General features: G+C 67.1%; 1 protein-coding gene. It reads left to right on the forward strand.

Translation table 11 applies throughout. From position 1 onward, the window contains the following. Positions 1-99: 99 nt before the first annotated feature. A partial coding sequence (locus tag SB660_RS24420; protein WP_410585252.1) for a DUF779 domain-containing protein occupies positions 100-228 on the forward strand: 129 nt, incomplete at its 3' end.

Raw genomic sequence — 228 nt, forward strand, 5'->3', positions numbered from 1 at the left:
CGATGGGCTTCTTCTGAGCTCGATCCGATGGGCCGCTGAGCGAGCGGGGCGTTTCGTCTCGCTCCGCTCGCTCAACGACCGACCTCGAAAGGCACGGACATGGTCACCATCGGCACGTACCAGCGGGTGGACGTGACGGATGCCGCGGCATCCCTCGTGCGCGAGCTCAGCGCGCAGCACGGTCCGCTGATGTTCCATCAGTCCGGCGGATGCTGCGACGGCTCGTCG

It is taken from the genome of Bacillus sp. SIMBA_005, from assembly GCF_046535585.1.
Taxonomy (GTDB): Bacteria; Bacillota; Bacilli; order Bacillales; family Bacillaceae; genus Bacillus; species Bacillus pumilus.